This is a genomic window from Streptomyces sp. AC627_RSS907, from assembly GCF_019049165.1.
Genome location: NZ_JAGMUE010001024.1, coordinates 1 through 545, shown reverse-complemented (window position 1 = coordinate 545; position 545 = coordinate 1). Strand labels below are relative to the sequence as shown.

At 75.4% G+C, this 545-nt stretch carries 1 protein-coding gene; it reads left to right on the top strand.

Going from position 1 to position 545, the window contains the following annotated elements; all coding sequences use genetic code 11:
• On the top strand, window positions 1–545 hold a 545-nt coding region (locus KUM32_RS40035; RefSeq protein ID WP_217146634.1), incomplete at both ends, for an ATP-binding cassette domain-containing protein.

Here is a 545-nt window from a genome sequence, read left to right as displayed (position 1 = left end):
GGTCAAGCTCGTGGCCCGGTTCTACGACCCGTCGGCGGGCCGGGTGACCGTGGACGGCGTGGACCTGCGCCAACTGGACCTGGCCGGGTACCGGCACCGGCTCGGCGTGGTGCCGCAGGAGTCGTACCTCTTCCCCGGGACGGTGCGCGACGCCATCGCCTACGGCCGCCCCACCGCGTCCGACGCCGAGGTGGAGGCCGCGGCCCGGGCGGTCGGCGCGCACGACATGATCGCCCTCCTCGACGGCGGCTACCTGCACGAGGTCACCGAGCGCGGGCGCAACCTCTCCGCGGGGCAGCGCCAGTTGATCGCGCTGGCCCGGGCCGAACTCGTCGACCCCGACGTGCTGCTCCTGGACGAGGCGACGGCCGCGCTCGACCTGGCCACCGAGGCGCTGGTCAACCAGGCCACCGACCGGCTCGTCGGGCAGCGCACCACGCTGGTGGTGGCCCACCGGCTGACGACGGCCGCGCGCGCCGACCGGGTGGTCGTGCTGCATGACGGCCGGGTGGTCGAGGACGGCACCCACGAGGAGCTGCTGGCCC